This window comes from Anaerobacillus sp. QJM3NY_32 (assembly GCF_056173645.1).
Window position 1 is genome coordinate 794,670 of the sequence record NZ_CM149684.1, and the last position, 17,347, is coordinate 812,016.

Here is a 17,347-nt window from a genome sequence, read left to right on the forward strand (position 1 = left end):
TAGGTATATGGTAAAATGGAAAAAAACGCTATTAAACGAATTATCTCATCATAACGCCTACTATTTTTTTCATTCGTACTAGCAACTGTTATCTGGACATTAAAAGACATTGAAGAATAGGAGTGATTTTCCCTATGTAAACTGACTACCCTTTAGTTCTTTTGTAAGACCAAAATAAAAAGGGGTAGTTATGATGAGATTACGTTCATTTCGTTTCTTGTGGATTGGCCAGGGGTTTGCCAACACGGGAGATGTTTTATATATTGTTGCGCTAATAGCTGTTCTTTATCAATCAACAGGTTCAGCACTTTATCTTTCCCTGTTACCATTTACTATTACGATCGCTCGATTTGTCAGTGGAATGTGTGCACCGCTAGTCTTGAACCGCTTTTCGTTAAAAGGATTACTAGTCGGATCACAAAGTATAAAGACTGGGTTGTTGGGGATGCTTGGCTTGTCTTTATGGCTTTTTGATCCTTCAATACTGATTATTTTAGTTCTTGTTTTTATCATCGCGTTTCTTGATGGGTGGGCCGCTCCTGCTCGTAATGCCATGCTACCTCAACTCGTTACGGAGGATGAGCTTGCGAAAGCGAATAGTTTTGTAGCGGTTATCGATCAGTCCATTCAATTCGGCGGTTGGGCACTTGGTGGTATTCTTGTAGCAGCAACGTCAGGCTCCTTCGTTATATGGGTGACCTTTGTGATGTATGTGATTTCCACACTGATGATGGGATTAATTGTTGTGAGGGATCACAGAGAAAGGAAGACGAAAATTCATATGATGAGCGGATGGAGGTTGATTTGGAAGCATCCTGTTCTGCGTATCTTTCACGTTATGATTTTTATTGAAGCGATAGCAAATGTCGTTTGGATTGCTGCTATCCTTTATATTTTTGTCGAAGAAGTTCTTATGAAATCAGAAACGTGGTGGGGATATCTTAATGCGTGCTTTTTCATCGGCTTGATAGCAGGTGGAATGGCCGTATCCAAATACACGAATTGGTTTGAACGTTATATGAAAGAAACGCTTCTCGCCACGTGCTTCGCGATTAGTATCTTAACGTTTGTTTTTGGTTTAATAAGTGTTCCTGTGATTGCACTTCTGTTAACTGTGCTCTCAGGAATGGTGGAACAAATAAAATCAATTGCGATGGTGACATTCATCCAAAGGAAATGCCCGAAAGATTCACTTCCTGAAGTTTTTAGCGCTCAAAGCGCTCTGATATCCATTACTTTTGGTCTTGGCTCTTTGCTATACGGTTTTCTTGCTGAGACGATTAGTGTTCCATTTGTTTTTGCTTTATCAGGAGTTTTACTATTAGCATCGGCTTTTTACTTATTGAAGAGCATGCACTTTTTAACAGAATAATAAGGTAGAGCCCCTTTGCTAGCAAAGGGGCAGTTTAAGTTGGTCATCGATTTTTGTCCTTATTCCCCGTTACATCAATGGCGGGTGTATTGTTGTCAAGGTAACTTGTGGGTTGAGCTGGCTCTTCGCCATAGAAGTCTTCATTGATCTTTTCATCAACAGTGACAGGTGCTTGTCCTTTGTAAAATGAATCGTTTATCTTTTTGTTTGTTTGTGTTGTCTCACGCTTCATTTTTTACCTCCTGATTTCGTTAGGATCTTTCTAGCATGTGTAGTGAACGGAGGATTATGATTCATCACGATGTAAAGTAAGCTTTACGTAAAGTTCGCTTTACCTTATAATGGAAGATGAGAAGTGAGGAGGCTTTTTAGTTGAAAAATGTACTCCGTGAGAAAAGAACAGAACAAGGATATTCCCAGGATCGCCTAGCAGAAATACTTGGCGTATCAAGGCAAACGAATATTTCAATTGAGAAAGGAAAGTACAATCCATCTCTACCGCTCGCACTTGAAATGGCGAGGTTGTTTGGAACGATTGTGGAAGAGATTTTTTATTTGGATTCTGAGGGGGATTAGAAGTGGCAATGAATAAAACGTATATCGGATTTGGCGTCTTTTTTGCGTTGAATGCTTTATTACTGATTAGTGTTGGTCTTGGCACAGGAAATGAGCCTATTCCTGCAAGTTATATGATGATGAGTATGTCTATTATGACCTTTTGCTTAAGCTATCTTCAGCCGCAGTTTAAGGCACGGGACGAGCGAAGTCGAATGATTCGAGAGAAGGGGATGTTTTATTCGTACTTTGCTGTACTAGGTTATATCATGGTGTTTCTTTTTCTTCTACAATTCAACATAGTGAACATTAGCTCAGTAACGGTGCTGAGTGCATTAGCCGCCATGTTGATTAGCACAGTCTTTGTTTCCATGGTGATCATCGCTAAAAGACATTAATTTTTATCACGATGATTAAAGATGCCAAGAATCGGGAAACCCTTTTTGTGAGATCATAAAAAGGAGTTGGATTGACATGAGTAAATCATTACAAGCTTATTTTACAACAGAGAACGATGCAGAGAGTGCAAAAGCTGATTTGCAGGCTTATTCGGTAAGTCAATTGTCAGTTGAACATATTCCAGAAGATCAAAAACTTAGTATCGATACACCAGTTCAGGGACAGGGAACAGCTACCCCGGCTGGAGCGAATAACGATTTGTTTTTCTCTAATGAAACGCCAACAGGCAAGCAAGAAGAAAATGCTGATCCATCTGAGCAGGCGGACAGAGAGTTTCGCTACGTGTTAGCTTTTAATACAGAAGAGCAAGACGACACGGATCTGCGTGAAGTTGTATCGAAGCATAATGGCGCAATGGAAAAATAGATAAATTGGAAAAAGCTGCGCAATGATGCGCAGCTTTTTTTATGGGTGAAGTGGGGGTACCGCACCTGCCACCCGCTTGATTACCGGGTTATTCAACCACAGTATGAAATCTGAAAATGGTGGATAGGATGAAATAGAAGTGGAGGAAGAGAAAGACAGAACGCTTAATGTTCGCTATACTGTGATAGGAAGCGCATCGGAAGTGGCAAAATACATAAAGGTTTGCTTCAATAGGAGTGACACAAAACGTTACGAATTTATAGTCAGATTCCTTTGATTCAGGGGAGAAAAAAAGGTATACTGATACCTAGATAATAATGATTATAAAAAGATAGTTTATTTAATTAATCACTGTATGAGAGGGGAACACATTCATGGCTAAAAAGACAATGGGATTACTTGTAATGGCGTATGGAACGCCTTATAAAGAAGAGGATATTGAACGTTATTACACACATATTAGAAGAGGCCGCAAGCCATCTGACGAGCAGTTAAAAGATCTTCAGGACCGTTACAAAGCAATCGGTGGAATCTCACCACTTGCCAAAATTACGGAAGATCAGGCGAAAGGGCTTGAAGCTCACCTTAATGAAATTCAAGATGAAATTGAGTTTAAGCTTTATATCGGATTAAAGCATATCGAACCTTTTGTAGAAGATGCGGTACAGCAAATGCACAATGATGGTATTGAAGAAGCCGTTAGTATTGTGTTGGCGCCTCACTTCTCTACATTTAGTATCAAATCTTATAATGGACGAGCAAAAGAAGAAGCTGGAAAACTAGGTGGCCCAGTTATTCATTCTGTTGAGAGCTGGTATGACGAGCCTAAATTTATCTCTTATTGGGCGAAACGTATTAAAGAGATATTTGAGGGAATGGCAGATCAAGAACGCGAGAAATCTGTCCTAATCGTTTCCGCGCACAGTTTACCTGAAAAAATCATTGCAAATGGAGACCCTTATCCAGACCAATTGAAAGAAACGGCAGATCTTATCGTAGCAGAGTCAGGTGTGAAGAACGTGGCGATTGGTTGGCAAAGTGAAGGAAACACTCCAGATCCATGGATTGGCCCAGACGTACAAGATTTAACAAGAGATCTTTATGAAAAACAAGGTTTTACGTCGTTTGTTTATGCTCCAGTTGGATTCGTAGCTGATCACTTGGAAGTATTATTTGATAACGACTATGAATGTAAAGTTGTAACAGATGAAATCGGTGCAAATTATTATCGACCAGAGATGCCAAACGCACAGGAAGAATTCATCGATATTCTTTCAACTGTCGTGTTAAAAGAATTAAATAAACAATAATGAAAAAGGCGCAGTCTTACGTTTGTAAGGCTGCGTTCTTTTTTGTGAGAAATTCCTAACTGCTCTTGAAGAAACAAATTGACAACTAGCGTAAAAGAAGATAAAGTAATGAGAAATTCATGCATCGTAAATAACAATAGGCTAGGAAGAGGAAGCAGTAGCGTGTTATGACGAGTAGTGTCAGAGAACCAGTGGTTGGTGTGAACTGGTACAGTCTAACCGTGAATTACCCCTCAGAGCCTTCTTGATGAACAGAGTGATCTAACTAGTCAGGAACGGGAAAACCGTTATCGTATTCGAGCCGGAAGAAGTTATTTCTTCAATCAGGGTGGTATCGCGTGTAAGCCACGTCCCTACTATATAGAGGGGACGTGGCTTTTCATATGAAATTTAATAATTAGGAGGTCGACAGGAATGAACTCAATCATGGATCAATTAACAGAAGAACAAAGAAAGGAAATGGAAAGGCAATATGCGGTTTATACACATGGAACGAGTCAAGTCATTCCTGGAGATGAACTTAAGCATAAAATAGCTACTTCGATTTTTAAGAATAAGCCACTTAAAGTGAAATTGGGTCTTGATCCTTCTGCGCCTGATGTGCATATTGGTCACACCGTTGTGTTAAATAAGTTAAGGCAGTTTCAAGAAAATGGCCATATCATCCAACTCATTATTGGAGACTTTACAGGTAAAATTGGTGATCCTACTGGAAAATCAACAGCAAGAGTGCAGCTAACGGATGAAGAGGTGAAACGAAATGCTGGAACTTATCTTGAGCAGTTTGGTAAGGTTCTTGATCAAAGCAAAGTGGAGCTCCACTACAATGCGGCGTGGCTATCTGAACTAAAGTTTGAAGACGTTATTGAACTCGCTGGGAAAATAACGGTTGCTCGTTTACTTGAGCGCGATGATTTTGAAAATCGAATGAAGGCGAATAAGCCTGTCTCGCTTCATGAGTTCTTTTACCCTTTAATGCAGGGCTATGATTCTGTTCATCTTGAAAGTGATATTGAGCTCGGTGGAAATGATCAGTATTTCAACGTTTTAATGGGACGTCACCTTCAAGAGCAGTTTGGAAAAGAGAAGCAAGTTGTCTTAATGATGCCTCTTCTAGAAGGATTAGACGGGGTTGAAAAAATGTCTAAATCCAAAGGGAATTACATTGGAATTACAGAGAAGCCCTCAGAGATGTATGGAAAAGCGATGTCGATTCCTGATGAGCTGGTCGTCAAATATACCGAATTAATCACGGATCTATCTCTAGAGGAAAAGCTTACGGTTCGAAAAGAAATTGAACAAGAAGAAATCCATCCAAGAACAGCTAAAATGAATCTAGCTAAGACAATCGTTCGCATGTTTCATGGAGAAAATGCTTCTGAAAAAGCAGAAGTGGAGTTTCAACAAATCTTTCAGCAAAAGCAGCTTCCAACCGATATTGAGGAAGTCATATGGGATGGAGATCGGATGGTAACTGTGCCAACATTGATCGCTAAACTAGGCATGCTACCTTCAACAAGTGAAGCTAGACGAATGGTGAAGAATGGCGGTATTAAGCTAAATGAGGTAAAAGTAACAGAAGTGAATGAGGAAATTGAAGTGAAAAATGGATTGGTCATTCAAGTGGGCAAAAGGAAATTCAAGAAAATAAAACTAGCATAGTAAAAATTTCCCCCTCGAATAGAGGGGGAGGATTTTATTATTCTGTAATGGTGACACTTTCTTCGGTATGTTCATGAAGACCTTCATCGTTCTCTACATGAATGGTAACGGTGTAGTCACCAGCTTCTTTAAAAGAAGTCGTTCCTTCATATTCCCCATCCTTCATTTCTTCAGCGTCAACCCACTCAGCTTTTTCTTCATCTACTTTCGAAATTTCAAAGCGAACGTCAGCACCAGTTAAGGCTTCTTCGTCTTTTTGAAGGTGTGCCATGAACGAAACATCTTCATTCGCTTTTATCTCTTCGGGCTTCATAAGATGGATGGATACGTCGCTTTCGTGTTCGTGCGCGTGTTCATCAGTTTCAGAAGCAGCTTCTTCTTCAGAACCGACCATCATTTCATTTTTCGGCATCGTATGTAGGTCACGAGCTGTCACGTGAGATTGAACGAAGTATTTACCAGCATCGTCGAGTTCCTTTTCAGCAGTATAAACGCCTTCACCATCATGAGAAGCTTCGATCATTTCACTATCTTCTTTGGAGCCTTCTTTCCATACTTCAAACATAACTTCGTCAGCATCGTCTACCTTTTCATCACCCTGTGTAACCGTTGCAGAAAAAGTAATCTTTTCACCTTTTTCTACTTTTTCAGGAGTATCTAGTGCAACATCAAGTGTTTCGACCTGAGTTTCCTCTGCCGTCGAGGCGTTGTTAGACTCATTTGCATTATCCTGTCCGCACGCTGCTAGCACCATAGAAATGCTAAGGATAGATACCCACGATCCGATTTTTTTCATAACAATTTTTCCTTCCCTTCATTTCTTACGTCCATTTCTGAATAAACAGTATGGCCACTTCAGTAATCTTGTAAACCTTTATCCACACTTTAATAGTAAGAAAGTTATAACCTAATCTCAAGGCTAATTCATGAATAGTTGTGTCTAGCTGGCAACAAAAGAGATTGATAGAAGTTTTATACGAGTGAATTTAAAAGAGACAATAAAAAAACGATCCTTATTGAAAGGAAGGATCGGAGAGATTAAACAAGAGCTTCTTTTGTTTCAAAATGAATCATCATCCATTTCTCGATATCTTGAAAGCCTATTCGCTTGTAAATGTTTCCTGCCTCTGGATTATCATAGAAAAGACATAGGACTTTTCCTTCCTTAAGGACGTCATAACAAAGTTTACTTGTACATTTTGAAGCATAGCCTTTTCGTTTATAATTTGCCAATGTACAAACACCAACGATCATCGCTGATTGAGAATTTTCTGCTGCGGTAGAAGCTGCTGACACAAGCTTCCCATCTTCCTCAATAAAGTATGTTCTTGATACTCCTTTTTCCTGATTTCGTCGCTTTTCTTCTACGGTCTCAGATGAGTCAAACTCACCAATTTGTTCATGAAGAGAATGGATGTGACTTAGGTCAAGCGATGAGGCGACTTGTACATTGTTGATGTTATCGAGGGCAAGTTCGTTAGTACTCTCACATTTCGCATAGAACAATTCACGACTTGAGCGAAAAGGATGGGAAACAAAGGGTTGTATTTGACTTGTGACCCGTTTAAGTCCTGACATCATAAAGAAATCGCTGTCTTCTGAAATCACTTTTGCAAAACCTTTTGCGTCAAAATCCTCAGGTGCAAACGGAATATAGTTTTTTTCATATTTTAATAAAACAGCTCGCAATGTACCATCCTCTAAGAAATCACCCCAAAGCTTCTGGAAAGGTTGATCATACCCATAAGCTTCAATATCTCCTAAAATGAACAAGTTCTCTGCAGCGTGTGGTGTTAATAAGGAGAGGCATTGAAGATGATCATTTTCAGTTAATCTTCTAATCAATTGATAGTTTCCCCCTTTCTAATTCTAACAACCAATTTTACATAAAATAACACAAAAGTAAATAGATTATGAAAATTTATGTTAATCTAAAAATATAGTGGGATTTAGAAAGGAAATGAGGCAATTGATAAAAGGGATTCTTTTTGATTTTGATGAGACGCTTTTGAATAGGAAAGACTCAGTGAATAGCTTTATTCATGACCAATATAAACGCTACCTCACATCTTTAGCAGACATAGAGGAAGAACAGTTTTGCTCACGTTTCATTACTTTAGATAACAATGGGTATACGTGGAAAGATCGCGTTTACGAACAGCTAGTAGATGAATATGAACTAACAATAACTTCAGAAGCGCTTCTAGAGGATTATATTTGTTCCTTTCACCTTCATTGTAAACCTTTCAATGGTTTGATCGATATGCTAGATCGCTTAAAAAGCAGTGGGTACTTACTTGGTTTAATCACCAATGGAAAAACAGCATTCCAGTATAGAAATATTAGTGCTCTGGGAATTGAAAACTATTTTGACGTTATTCTTATTTCTGAACAAGAGGGCGTGAAAAAACCAGAGAAAGTGATTTTCCAGCGTAGCCTTGAGCGGCTTGATTTAAAAGCTTCTCAAACCGTTTTTATAGGGGATCATAAGATAAATGATATAAAGGGTGCTAGTGACGCTGGAATGAAAACAATATGGAAGAAAGGGTTCAATACATCCGAAGAGTTAGGAGACGCCTCGATCCAATCGTTATTAGAAATTCCACAAGTGTTGAATGAGTGGAAGCGATTAGGCATGTAGAAATTTAGCGTAATCTATCAACAAATTGATCTGTTGAGATCGGATCTGCAAACCATTGAAGTGTCTGGTTATGATGCTGGATGATTTTTTTAGCGTTTAGTAGAGACGTATCCCAAGTACTGTGAGCATCTTCAATTAAACTGATAGAAAATCCTTTACTATAGGCGCTCCTACATGTTGAATCTACACATACTTCTGTTTGAATACCAGTTATAAGAAGATGATTGATGTTTTTAGAATGGAGTTTTTCTTCCAGGCGAGTGAGATGAAAGGCATCTGGTGTTGTTTTGTAAATCACTTCATCTTCCTTTTCGATGGTGAAAAAGGGATGAAGCTCCCAATCAATCGTGTTCCGCTTTAGGTGATTTCCATTTGTTTCATGCTGGATATAGTAAACTGGTATGCGTTCTGATTTAGCGGAGGCTGTGATTTTTTTTAAGTTGTATAGTAGCCTGGCATCTTGGTAGACGGAAGACCCGCGATGAAACATTCCATTTTGGACATCAATGAGAAGCAGAGCAGTAGTGTTCAATCATATTCCCCCTTAAATAAACGAACAAATGTTCTTGTTCAATCATACCCCGTATTTGAACGAAAATCAACCGATATATGGAATGAAAGCATGCATTTGTAAAAGTAAGACGTTTAAAAGAGAGGAGAAACGGGGACATTTTAATTGTATGCAAATTAGAAGGAGCTGATATTCAATGAGTAATGTAATGTTTACTTCACAAGCAACTGCAGAAGGCGGACGTAATGGACAAGTTAAATCTTCGGACGGTTTAATTGACTTAAATCTTGTTATGCCAACAGAAAAATCAAGCGAAACTGGCTCAAACCCTGAGCAACTGTTTGCTGCTGCTTATGCGGCTTGTTATGATGGTGCATTAAATCTTGTGGCATCTAAGAAGAAGATGGATATTGATTCGAAAATCACAGCAGATGTTAGCTTATTGAAAGATGAAGCTGACAATGGCTTTAAAATCGGCGCAGCTTTAAATGTAGAAATTAAAGGTGTAAGCCAAGAAGATGCAGAAATGCTCGCAAAAGAAGCTCACAAAGTATGCCCTTACTCCAAGGCAACGCGAGGCAACATTGATGTAGAAATTAATGCAAAAGCTGTGTAACAAATGAAAGCCGTTCTCCAACAAAGGAGAACGGCTTTTTTTCTTGTCTAAAATCTGCTTTTTAACTATAAGAGACGTAAGTTATTTCTGGAATTCAATATCTTCTGGGAGTTCTGTTACATCAGCCCCGTTAAAGAACGTCTTTGATAGATCACGAATCGTTCCATCTTCAAGCATTTCTTCAATTACTTCATTCACTTCAGTAATAAGCTTTTCGTTTTCCTTATTCATCAAAAGACCGCCTTCACTTGGCATATATTGAATAGCAGGGTGAATGGTAAGGTCAAGTTCAGGAAATGCCGCTAGAGCCAATCGCTGCAAGTAAACATCATTTAAAATGACATCGGTTCTTCCGTTGTCAACGTCGCGAAGGTATTGCTCATTTGTCGCATTATCATAGATTACTTCTTCAGCGCCTTTTTCCTTTGCGAGTTTCATGAAGTTCGTTGTAGCTGCACCGGCTGCTTTCTTTCCTTCTAAATCGTCGATTGAGTCTATACCAGATAGATCCTCCGCACGAACGATAGCCGTGCCGTAAGAATGTTTGTATGGCGTAGAAAGTGCAAATTTTTCTTTGCGCTCGTCTGTAATGCCGATATCATTAGCAGCCATATCGACTTTTCCTGTTTGAACAGCTGTCAGCATTCCGTCAAAACCCATTTCAACAAATTCCACTTCTAAATCCAAACGGTTGGCCAGTTCTTTCACAATTTCTACATCAAAGCCGGTTAAATCGTTTGTTTCTTGCTCATGATAAGAAGTTGGATAAAGTGTACCAGAAGTCGCTATTTTAATTGACTCAGCATCCTGGATCTCTTCCCAAGCAGTGTCTCTTTCTTCTTCAGAGCTATTATTGCTGCACGCTGCTAGAATTGATACAACTATCAAAACGAGCAACAGTAAAAAACGATTCGATCTCATGATCATGTCCCCCTTTTTTAAATCAGAACATTACCATAGCAAAGCAGCTTCGGCTTAAGCAAGAGATTTGTCCTAAATATTTCTAATTATAAGACTGGTGAGAGGGACTACCGTATAGGTTTGGATGAGAAGAATGATTCGGGCGAGACGTAATACCCAGTTTAGTTTATAGAAGATGGGGTAACTGTACCGTAATTAATTTTTTATGGAAGTTATTTCATTAATTCACTAACGGAAGGGGATTAGCTGTGAAACATTCTGTGGGGACTTTTACGCATCGGTATTCCGTTGTGCATCATCAAACACAGGTCGCGATTCAACATTCGAGACGATTATCTAAGAAGAAGATAGATATTCGGAAGCTTTCTCAAATGACCGGCTTTTCTGAAGAACAAATTCTTGAATCGATGGAGTTCAGTGATCCAAGTGTAAAAGTTTCTCGTCCGACTCTTCCTAAGCAAACCCTTTATTTGGATGTATAATAGAAGGTCACATAAGTGATGTTTGATTGAAATCGACTGCTAAAGTCGATTTTTTGTTTGTCTAAAATTTGGAGAAAAAAGGGTAAATCTGGTTAGTTTGAATTTTATAAGGGTAAATGATAATGTAGTCAGACTAGTGAAAAAATGATTGGGATATGTTGAATTTGATTTTGCTACCAATCTGAAAGGAGAGATCTATGAAAGAAAAGGAAAGTCAAAGAAAGAACCCGGTCTTTTGGGTATCGGGTATAGTCGTATTGTTACTTGTGATTTGGGGAGCTGTGGTACCTAAGTCATTTGCATCCGTAGCTAGCTCAGTTTACTCGTTTACAACGAATGCATTTGGCTGGTTTTACTTAATAGCGGTTATTTTCTTCGTGGTTTTTTGTTTCTATTTAGCTATTAGTAAATACGGTAAAATTCGCTTAGGTCCAGATGATGAGAAACCTCAATATCCATTCTTCACCTGGATTGGCATGCTGTTTAGTGCTGGTTTTGGGGTAGGTCTTGTTTTCTGGGGTGTCGCAGAGCCAATGACGCATTTCGCTAACCCACCAGCAGGTTTTGGTGTTGAAGGAGAGACAGAGCAGGCAGCAAAGCTTGCCATGCGCTATTCTTTTTTTCATTGGGGAATTCACCAGTGGTCGGTCTTTACGGTTGTAGGGCTTGTGATGGCTTATTTCCAATATAGAAAAGGTCGTAAAAGCTTAATCAGTGAAACGATTTCAAGTAAGTCTAAATCAGGAAGTAAGGCATCGTGGAAGAAGATCATTAACATTCTTGCGGTCATTGCAACCGTGATGGGTGTAGCCACATCACTTGGATTTGGTATTTTGCAAATCAATGGTGGGCTGGATTATATGTACGGACTTCCGCAAAATGCAGTCGTTCAAATTAGCATTACTGCCATTCTTTTCGTCTTGTATATGGCATCTTCAACTACAGGATTAAACAAAGGCATCAAGTACTTAAGTAATTTAAATTTGGCTTTAGCTCTTATCTTAATGCTATTCGTTCTTTTTCTTGGACCAACTGTTTTTATACTTGAGAGCTTTACATTAGCATTAGGTGGGTATATTCAGAAGTTCATTGAAATGAGTTTCTTTATGACCCCTTATCAAGGTGGAACATGGGTGAAAGAATGGACCGTGTTTTATTGGGCATGGGTCATTGCGTGGTCGCCATTTATTGGAGCTTTCGTTGCTCGTGTCTCTAAAGGACGTTCCATTCGCGAAATGATTTTTGGGGTGCTGATTGTCCCACCGTTTATTGCTATGGTGTGGATAGCTGTATTCGGAGGAGCGGCTTTCCATCTCGATCTATTTCAAGGAACAGCGATTGCCGATGCTGTTAATGAGGATGTGACAAGTGCATTATTCGTGACGCTTGAACAATTTCCGTTAACTCAGGTGTTATCGACGCTATCTATCTTTTTGATTTGCGTCTTTCTTGTTACTTCTGCGGATTCGGCTACTTTTGTTCTCGGTATGATGACCTCTGACGGTGATTTGAATCCTTCTTTATTTTCAAAGCTTGTTTGGGGAACGCTTATTGCTGCTATTTCAGCAGTATTGATTATTAGTAGTGGTCTTCAGGGACTTCAAACAGCTTCGCTTGTTGCTGCGTTACCGTTTACAGTAATCTTGATTATCATGTGCGTTAATCTGTTTAAATCATTACGTAATGAAGCGAAAGAAGCAGAAGGAAAAAGAGAAAAAACGTTACTAAAAAAATTAGCCGAAGCTTCTAAAGAGAAGAAAGAAAATCGTCAAAAACAATCTTCTTAAACTCTGATTTCCTCAGAAATTAAAAAGTAACTATATCCCTATTGCCTATGTTTCTTGTAGACTAAAGGTGTATGTGCTTAGTTTCGAGGTAGACTTAGGCTCCTATGTCACGAACTTGTGAACGAAAGAGGATTGAGAATGTCGGATATTTTATGGATTTTGTATCTTGGAGTACTTGGAGCACCAGCGATAGGATTTTTGTTAAAAGGAAAGTATAAGACCGCTTCAATGAAGATAGACTTTCTCGTGTCAGCAACAACTTGGACAGGGTTATTTGGATATGTTACTGAAATCAGCATAGGCCCAGCGCTATTATGGAAATTTGTTTTTTTCCTTGGTTTACTTTGGGATCTTCTATTTGTCCTCTACTTTGATCAAAGTGATGAAGCGATTGAGGGAATGAGTGAGAAAACAGTAAAGATGACAACCGTTATCTTTTCGATCATAATGCTTATTCCACTCTATTATGGACTATTTCGCTATGCATTTTAAAATGCTGTGCTAAAACCAGAAACAGTTACTAAAGGTATTAGAAAAGAGGCTGGGACATAAATAGCCTAAATTACTGAAAAAAAGGTCCCGTTCATCGGTTTTTGATGAACGGGACCTTTTTTGGCGTGTTTGTTCCTATTCTTTTTAGCTTTGTCGGTAATCTTGGCGGTGTACTTTCTCAAGTTCACCGCCATGAGCGCAAAGCCTAATTCATTTTTGACTTTTTCTTTGCCCCTAACGGACATTCGAGTAAAACCCAAATTAGCCTTCAGAAATCCAAAAACTGGTTCTACGTCAATTTTCCGTTGACCGTAGATTTTTCCCGTTTTTTCTTCTGAAAGCAGTTCTCGAATGATTTTCTTTTGCTCTTCCCATTGGGCATTATAATAGATCTTTCGATTGTTCCCTTCCTGCGCTTTGGTACACTGCGAACGAAGAGGACAATCTGAACAGTCATCACATTCATAAACCCTGAATTCCCGTGTGAAACCTCCACGATCGGTGCGATGAGAGAGGTGACGGAACATCAACTGTTGTCCGTTCGGACATATGAACGAATCCCTTTCCTCGTTGTAGGCCCAGTTGGCTGTGTTGAATTCATTCTGCTTGAAACGCTTCTTTTTCTCGGTGCGATAGGTACTGTATGTTATCAGTGGCTTGCGCTCACGATTCTTCAAAATATCCTTATAATTTTCTTCGCTTCCATAACCGGCATCGGCGACGATATAGTCAGGGAGTGTAAAAAAGTCGTTCTCGATATGGTCGAGAAAGGGACGTAATGTACGTGTATCCGTCGGGTTTGGAAAGATATCGTAAGCGAGCGTATATTGTCCTTCTGTCGCAATTTGGAGATTGTAACCAGCTTTTAATTGCCCGTTTTTCATGTGATCTTCTTTCATGCGCATGAAAGTGGCATCGTGATCAGTCTTCGAATAACTGTTGCGTTCTTCGAAAATGGCCATGTCGGTCTCGTATTTCTGTTTGCGCCCTACGATATCTTTCAACTGCTTGAGGGATTGCTTCGGCCCTTTTCGCTCGGACCGAAGTTTTTTTCGCTCGTTTACCTCTTCACTGGCGTCAATCTTCTCACTCAATTCCTCCACCTTATCTTCCAGCTTTTCTTCGATTTTTAAAAGCTCTTCAATGGAGAGTTGTTCCGGATTTTCTCGCTTGATCTCAGGAATGATTTCGTTTTCAACCAACTCATCATACATTTGGTTCGATTTTTCGATCAGACTGGCACTATACCTTTCAACAGACTTGCGCCAAACAAACGTAAATTTATTGGCGTTCGCCTCAATTTTGGTTCCATCAATAAAAATCGCTTCCTGATCAATCGCCTCTTCTTTAACCAAATGACATCGAAACTGAACGAAGCACTCGCGAAGAAGCTCCATAGCTTCGGGATGGACACGGAAGCGATTGATCGTACGGTAACTCGGTTCATAACCTTGAGACAACCACATCATGCGAACGCTATCGTAAAGAAGGGCTTCAATCTTTCTTCCTGAAAAAACCGATTGCGTGTACGCACATAGAATCACTTTCATCATCATACGTGGATGATAAGAGGGACATCCTGTATCGCGTAAAAAACGTGAGAAAGCTTCATCTGGAATCTGTTCGACCAGGTCGTGAACGGCATAGGCAATATCATTTTCTTGAAGTTTCATTCCTAAATCCATAGGTAAAATCACTTGATTCATGTTATACTCTTTAAACATAAGGGCACCTCCGATGGTTATTGTGTGGTAACTTTAATTTTATCAGATGGTGTCCTTATTTTCTTATTAAAATGAGATGAAAAACATAAAAAGAGTGGCCCGCGAACAACTACGTTGTTCGCGGGCCACTCTTTTTTTAATTTATCGGGTTTTGTCCCAGCCTCTTTCTTTCTTAACCTAGTGCTACGTCAAGGACCATCATGACTGAAAAACCGATCATTAATGAGATGGATGCGATCTGCACATTCCCCTTTTCTTGTGAGCCAGGGATGATTTCTTTTGCTACTACGAAAATCATTGCTCCAGCAGCAAAGCTTAGTGCATACGGTAGTAAAGGTTGAATGTAGATAACCGCTAAGGCACCCACTACGGCAGAAATTGGCTCAACAATTCCTGATAGCTGCCCGTAGAAAAAGCTTTTGGCTCTGGACATACCGTCACCTCGAAGTGGAACAGCAACGGCGGTTCCTTCAGGGATATTTTGTATCCCGATACCGATTGCAAGCGCAATGGCACCAGCAAGTGTGGAGGTTGAAAATTCTGCAGCAACAGCTCCGAATGCTACACCAATAGCTAGACCTTCTGGAATATTGTGCATTGTAATGGAGAAAACAAGCATCGCTGTGCGGTGTTTTGCTTTTTTATCTTTAATTTCTTTAAAGTACAAATCCTCATTAATGTGAGGCAAGATGCGATCTACGAGAAGAAGGAAAAACCCTCCTAATAGAAAACCAACAACTGCAGGAATATAGCCTGGTACTCCTTGTTGTTCAGCCATTTCAATTCCGGGACTGAGCAGGGACCAAAAACTTGCAGCGATCATAACTCCGCCTGCGAATGCGAGCATACCATCAAAGACTTTCTGATTGACGGTTCTAGTAAAGAATACAAAAGATGCCCCAAGTGCTGTGGCGCCCCATGTAAACAACGTAAATAAGAATGCCTGTGTTACAGGGCTTAATCCAACAATCCAATCACCCATGAGTAAACTCTCCTTCTAAGAATCTATCTATTATTTCCTATCGTCATATTTTTTGCCTTCAGGAAAAATCTATACCCTCAAGTCTAATGCGACTGGTGTCGACTGTCAACATTAGTGAATTGCATAGAGCATTTTATAATGGCATGAAAAAAGCCCGGCATTTGCCAGGCTTTGGATTTATTATTTTGTGACTGTTACCGATTGACTCAGCATTGCGAGCATATCATCCTTTATATGCGTCCACATGTCATGATCAGTCGTAAAACGTTCAGTCGTTTCGCTTATAAAAGAAAGAAAGGCCTTTTTAAAGTTCGGATCTCCTTTTGGAGGAAGGGCCTGTTTGGCTTGGTCCACATAAGCTTGAACTTCAGGAGCACGTGGTCCCCATCTTCCAACTTCATTACCCTCTGAATCAATTAAAACGATGATTGGAATCGATCTCGCTGTTCCATTCGTTAAATAGAGATCCATCAATTCAAGATAGTTATCGCGGATAAAATATTTGCATTCTATTAAGGCCTCATTAGCCATTCTCATGAAAATAGGAAGGTTTACCATCGCATCACCGCACCAGTCAGCCGTTATCACAAGGGCACGTAGTTTCTCAGATTGAAGAGAATGAAGAAATTCAAGATTGGATTTTTCGAGCTCGAAATGATTGTAGATGGTTAATAAATCACCTTTATGCTCGTCCATACTATGAATGTATTGTTGCATCGTCATACCCTGGTCAAACCAATTTGTTAGATTCATTGAGAGCCCTCCTTTATTCCTACACAGTTATTATACTACGAAAGAGACACGAATTCCTTTTTACAGAGGAGCATTCTTTCAAAGAAGCATATCAATAGTGACATAACCTATGCTGTGATACAATTGAGTCACATTAAAGGATGTGATAAGAGTGAATGCCGTCGAAGCTATTCAAAATACAAAACAGATCTATCATTTAAAAGAAGCGTTAATAAATCGATCAAAACGAGATTATTTGCTTTTTATTCTCAGTATTAATACCGGTATTCGTTTAACACCTCTTTTACATCTCACTCTTCATGATGTTATGAACAATGAGTCTTTCAAAGATTATCTTGAATCCTCTATCACAGAAACTACAGATATTTACCTCAATACAGAAGTAAAGCGCGCGCTTACACGCTACATGGATAATCGACCTCAAAAGACAAACTATTATCTTTTTCATACGAAAAAAGACCCGACACACCCCATTACAAGACAGCAGGTTCATCGAATCTTATCCCAAGCTGGGAAAGAGGCGGGATTAGATCAACCGATTAGCTTCCATAGTTTAAGGAAAACATTTGGTTATCATGCCTTTCAACAGGGAGTTGCTGTGTCATTAATTCAGAAGATATATGGTCATGCAACTAGAAGTGAAACATTAAAATATATTGGTATAAATTCTGCTCAGATTCCGAAACTGAAAATTGATGTTCATTTATAGAAGGG

The 17,347-nt window shown here is 39.4% G+C and carries 20 protein-coding genes and 1 other annotated feature; of the genes, 12 read left to right on the forward strand and 8 right to left on the reverse strand.

The annotated features are described in order from the left end of the window. The first annotated feature begins 193 nt into the window (after positions 1–193). Positions 194–1,372, forward strand: a complete 1,179-nt coding sequence (locus tag AC0VYH_RS04315) for an MFS transporter (protein WP_475373336.1) — start codon at positions 194–196, stop codon at positions 1,370–1,372. Positions 1,373–1,415: 43 nt separating this feature from the next. Here the strand turns inward: AC0VYH_RS04315 and AC0VYH_RS04320 are convergent, their stop codons facing one another. Beyond that, positions 1,416–1,604: a hypothetical protein gene (locus AC0VYH_RS04320; RefSeq protein WP_475373337.1), complete on the reverse strand. Its 189-nt coding sequence runs from the start codon at positions 1,602–1,604 to the stop codon at positions 1,416–1,418. 140 nt (positions 1,605–1,744) lie between these two features. On the opposite strand from AC0VYH_RS04320, the gene AC0VYH_RS04325 reads away from it, so the two are divergent. The 5 genes from AC0VYH_RS04325 to tyrS all read left to right on the forward strand — a co-directional run bounded on the left by AC0VYH_RS04325 (position 1,745) and on the right by tyrS (position 5,724). Further along, complete coding sequence (locus tag AC0VYH_RS04325; RefSeq protein WP_475373338.1) at positions 1,745–1,948, forward strand: helix-turn-helix transcriptional regulator; 204 nt, start codon at positions 1,745–1,747, stop codon at positions 1,946–1,948. Positions 1,949–1,956: 8 nt separating this feature from the next. Then, the gene (locus tag AC0VYH_RS04330; protein ID WP_475373777.1) at positions 1,957–2,325 is read left to right on the forward strand and encodes a permease; all 369 of its coding nucleotides are present in this window, start codon (positions 1,957–1,959) and stop codon (positions 2,323–2,325) included. Positions 2,326–2,401: 76 nt separating this feature from the next. Continuing rightward, positions 2,402–2,752, forward strand: a complete 351-nt coding sequence (locus tag AC0VYH_RS04335) for a hypothetical protein (RefSeq protein ID WP_194220377.1) — start codon at positions 2,402–2,404, stop codon at positions 2,750–2,752. A gap of 374 nt (positions 2,753–3,126) precedes the next feature. Further along, the gene (hemH, locus tag AC0VYH_RS04340; RefSeq protein WP_194220378.1) at positions 3,127–4,062 is read left to right on the forward strand and encodes a ferrochelatase; all 936 of its coding nucleotides are present in this window, start codon (positions 3,127–3,129) and stop codon (positions 4,060–4,062) included. Between the two features lie 134 nt (positions 4,063–4,196). Next, positions 4,197–4,420 (forward strand) — a binding site (T-box leader). 56 nt (positions 4,421–4,476) lie between these two features. Beyond that, positions 4,477–5,724 (forward strand): tyrosine--tRNA ligase, encoded by a 1,248-nt coding sequence (gene tyrS / locus AC0VYH_RS04345; RefSeq protein WP_475373339.1) that lies wholly within the window; start codon positions 4,477–4,479, stop codon positions 5,722–5,724. 37 nt (positions 5,725–5,761) lie between these two features. Here tyrS and AC0VYH_RS04350 read toward each other — a convergent pair whose 3' ends face one another. Both AC0VYH_RS04350 and AC0VYH_RS04355 read right to left on the reverse strand, forming a co-directional pair. Then, positions 5,762–6,520 (reverse strand): FixH family protein, encoded by a 759-nt coding sequence (locus AC0VYH_RS04350; RefSeq protein WP_475366649.1) that lies wholly within the window; start codon positions 6,518–6,520, stop codon positions 5,762–5,764. A gap of 242 nt (positions 6,521–6,762) precedes the next feature. Then, on the reverse strand, positions 6,763–7,569 hold the full coding sequence (locus tag AC0VYH_RS04355; protein WP_475368466.1) for a GNAT family N-acetyltransferase: 807 nt from the start codon (positions 7,567–7,569) through the stop codon (positions 6,763–6,765). A gap of 115 nt (positions 7,570–7,684) precedes the next feature. Here AC0VYH_RS04355 and AC0VYH_RS04360 point away from each other — a divergent pair, with 115 nt between their 5' ends. After that, positions 7,685–8,365, forward strand: coding sequence for an HAD family hydrolase (locus AC0VYH_RS04360; protein WP_475368467.1), 681 nt, complete (start codon positions 7,685–7,687; stop codon positions 8,363–8,365). Positions 8,366–8,369: 4 nt separating this feature from the next. Here the strand turns inward: AC0VYH_RS04360 and AC0VYH_RS04365 are convergent, their stop codons facing one another. Next, positions 8,370–8,897: an isochorismatase family protein gene (locus AC0VYH_RS04365; RefSeq protein ID WP_430243792.1), complete on the reverse strand. Its 528-nt coding sequence runs from the start codon at positions 8,895–8,897 to the stop codon at positions 8,370–8,372. Between the two features lie 175 nt (positions 8,898–9,072). Here AC0VYH_RS04365 and AC0VYH_RS04370 point away from each other — a divergent pair, with 175 nt between their 5' ends. Next, positions 9,073–9,492, forward strand: a complete 420-nt coding sequence (locus AC0VYH_RS04370) for an organic hydroperoxide resistance protein (protein WP_194220382.1) — start codon at positions 9,073–9,075, stop codon at positions 9,490–9,492. 81 nt (positions 9,493–9,573) lie between these two features. Here AC0VYH_RS04370 and AC0VYH_RS04375 read toward each other — a convergent pair whose 3' ends face one another. After that, positions 9,574–10,413: a transporter substrate-binding domain-containing protein gene (locus AC0VYH_RS04375; protein WP_475373340.1), complete on the reverse strand. Its 840-nt coding sequence runs from the start codon at positions 10,411–10,413 to the stop codon at positions 9,574–9,576. Between the two features lie 248 nt (positions 10,414–10,661). Between AC0VYH_RS04375 and AC0VYH_RS04380 the strand changes: the two genes are divergently transcribed. The 3 genes from AC0VYH_RS04380 (at position 10,662) to AC0VYH_RS04390 (ending at position 13,174) form a co-directional block, all read left to right on the forward strand. Further along, on the forward strand, positions 10,662–10,895 hold the full coding sequence (locus AC0VYH_RS04380; protein ID WP_475366652.1) for a hypothetical protein: 234 nt from the start codon (positions 10,662–10,664) through the stop codon (positions 10,893–10,895). 197 nt (positions 10,896–11,092) lie between these two features. After that, the gene (locus AC0VYH_RS04385; RefSeq protein ID WP_430243787.1) at positions 11,093–12,682 is read left to right on the forward strand and encodes a BCCT family transporter; all 1,590 of its coding nucleotides are present in this window, start codon (positions 11,093–11,095) and stop codon (positions 12,680–12,682) included. 138 nt (positions 12,683–12,820) lie between these two features. Further along, positions 12,821–13,174 (forward strand): hypothetical protein, encoded by a 354-nt coding sequence (locus tag AC0VYH_RS04390; protein WP_303530348.1) that lies wholly within the window; start codon positions 12,821–12,823, stop codon positions 13,172–13,174. 65 nt (positions 13,175–13,239) lie between these two features. Here the strand turns inward: AC0VYH_RS04390 and AC0VYH_RS04395 are convergent, their stop codons facing one another. The 3 genes from AC0VYH_RS04395 to AC0VYH_RS04405 all read right to left on the reverse strand — a co-directional run bounded on the left by AC0VYH_RS04395 (position 13,240) and on the right by AC0VYH_RS04405 (position 16,633). Continuing rightward, positions 13,240–14,898 (reverse strand): IS1182 family transposase, encoded by a 1,659-nt coding sequence (locus AC0VYH_RS04395; RefSeq protein WP_430247159.1) that lies wholly within the window; start codon positions 14,896–14,898, stop codon positions 13,240–13,242. Positions 14,899–15,070: 172 nt separating this feature from the next. Then, complete coding sequence (locus AC0VYH_RS04400) at positions 15,071–15,880, reverse strand: ZIP family metal transporter (RefSeq protein ID WP_430243784.1); 810 nt, start codon at positions 15,878–15,880, stop codon at positions 15,071–15,073. Between the two features lie 180 nt (positions 15,881–16,060). Continuing rightward, a complete protein-coding gene (locus AC0VYH_RS04405) occupies positions 16,061–16,633 on the reverse strand; it encodes a thioredoxin family protein (RefSeq protein WP_475366653.1) in 573 nt (190 codons plus the stop codon). Between the two features lie 151 nt (positions 16,634–16,784). On the opposite strand from AC0VYH_RS04405, the gene AC0VYH_RS04410 reads away from it, so the two are divergent. After that, positions 16,785–17,342 (forward strand): tyrosine-type recombinase/integrase, encoded by a 558-nt coding sequence (locus AC0VYH_RS04410; protein ID WP_430243780.1) that lies wholly within the window; start codon positions 16,785–16,787, stop codon positions 17,340–17,342. The last annotated feature ends 5 nt before the right edge of the window (positions 17,343–17,347 follow it).

Coding starts and splice junctions, on each gene's coding strand:
- AC0VYH_RS04315 (WP_475373336.1), top strand. CDS start 194: ATGAGATTACGTTCATTTCGTTTCTTGTGGATTGGCCAGGGGTTTGCC.
- AC0VYH_RS04400 (WP_430243784.1), bottom strand. CDS start 15,880: ATGGGTGATTGGATTGTTGGATTAAGCCCTGTAACACAGGCATTCTTA.
- AC0VYH_RS04320 (WP_475373337.1), bottom strand. CDS start 1,604: ATGAAGCGTGAGACAACACAAACAAACAAAAAGATAAACGATTCATTT.
- AC0VYH_RS04395 (WP_430247159.1), bottom strand. CDS start 14,898: ATGTTTAAAGAGTATAACATGAATCAAGTGATTTTACCTATGGATTTA.
- AC0VYH_RS04370 (WP_194220382.1), top strand. CDS start 9,073: ATGAGTAATGTAATGTTTACTTCACAAGCAACTGCAGAAGGCGGACGT.
- AC0VYH_RS04360 (WP_475368467.1), top strand. CDS start 7,685: ATGAGGCAATTGATAAAAGGGATTCTTTTTGATTTTGATGAGACGCTT.
- AC0VYH_RS04405 (WP_475366653.1), bottom strand. CDS start 16,633: ATGAATCTAACAAATTGGTTTGACCAGGGTATGACGATGCAACAATAC.
- AC0VYH_RS04335 (WP_194220377.1), top strand. CDS start 2,402: ATGAGTAAATCATTACAAGCTTATTTTACAACAGAGAACGATGCAGAG.
- hemH (WP_194220378.1), top strand. CDS start 3,127: ATGGCTAAAAAGACAATGGGATTACTTGTAATGGCGTATGGAACGCCT.
- tyrS (WP_475373339.1), top strand. CDS start 4,477: ATGAACTCAATCATGGATCAATTAACAGAAGAACAAAGAAAGGAAATG.
- AC0VYH_RS04385 (WP_430243787.1), top strand. CDS start 11,093: ATGAAAGAAAAGGAAAGTCAAAGAAAGAACCCGGTCTTTTGGGTATCG.
- AC0VYH_RS04375 (WP_475373340.1), bottom strand. CDS start 10,413: ATGAGATCGAATCGTTTTTTACTGTTGCTCGTTTTGATAGTTGTATCA.
- AC0VYH_RS04350 (WP_475366649.1), bottom strand. CDS start 6,520: ATGAAAAAAATCGGATCGTGGGTATCTATCCTTAGCATTTCTATGGTG.
- AC0VYH_RS04330 (WP_475373777.1), top strand. CDS start 1,957: ATGAATAAAACGTATATCGGATTTGGCGTCTTTTTTGCGTTGAATGCT.
- AC0VYH_RS04390 (WP_303530348.1), top strand. CDS start 12,821: ATGTCGGATATTTTATGGATTTTGTATCTTGGAGTACTTGGAGCACCA.